Origin of the sequence: Mesorhizobium sp. M7A.F.Ca.ET.027.03.2.1, assembly GCF_003999175.1 — a bacterium.
Taxonomy (GTDB): domain Bacteria; phylum Pseudomonadota; class Alphaproteobacteria; order Rhizobiales; family Rhizobiaceae; genus Mesorhizobium.
In genome coordinates, this window is the sequence record NZ_RZOM01001835.1 from 1 (window position 1) to 525 (window position 525).

The window sequence follows — 525 nt, forward strand, 5'->3', positions numbered from 1 at the left end:
GCTCAGGGTGTTCTTCGGCGACGGCGGCCTGCCGATGATACGCCAGGAATACGCCAACCGACTCGCCACATGGGACAAGTGGGACCACGTTTCCGTTATGGCGCAAGGCGCCAAGAAGAACCGCAAAGCTAACGCCTAGTGAGCTTGGCTACGCCGCCACGGCGGCGTAGCTCCTGCCCTCTGGTTGCCGCACAGCTATGCCGAATAGATCCACTGCTCCGGCACGCGCACCAAGATTTCTTCGCGGACCCTGACCGTTCCGGGCTTCTCGACCCAGGCGACGACGCCGCGCAGCCGTTTCGCGACTTTTGGGAACAACAGCGCGCCGGCTTCGACGTCGGCCATTCCGGCGTTTTCGGCGAGCGACCGGCCGGCGATGCGGCAAGGTCCGTTCTGTGCGTCAATCTTGATGGTGACGCCGCCCTTGAAGAACAGCAGCGTGCCGGCCGGCAGCATCGAGAGGTTCGGCACCCCTTCGATCACAAGATTGGCGCCGATCCACTCCGGCCTGATCTCGGCCAGGCC

General features: G+C 64.2%; 1 pseudogene. It reads right to left on the minus strand.

The features are described 5' to 3' along the window. Positions 1-195: 195 nt before the first annotated feature. Positions 196-525, minus strand: a pseudogene (locus tag EN750_RS38350) (molybdenum cofactor sulfurase); the annotation flags it as partial.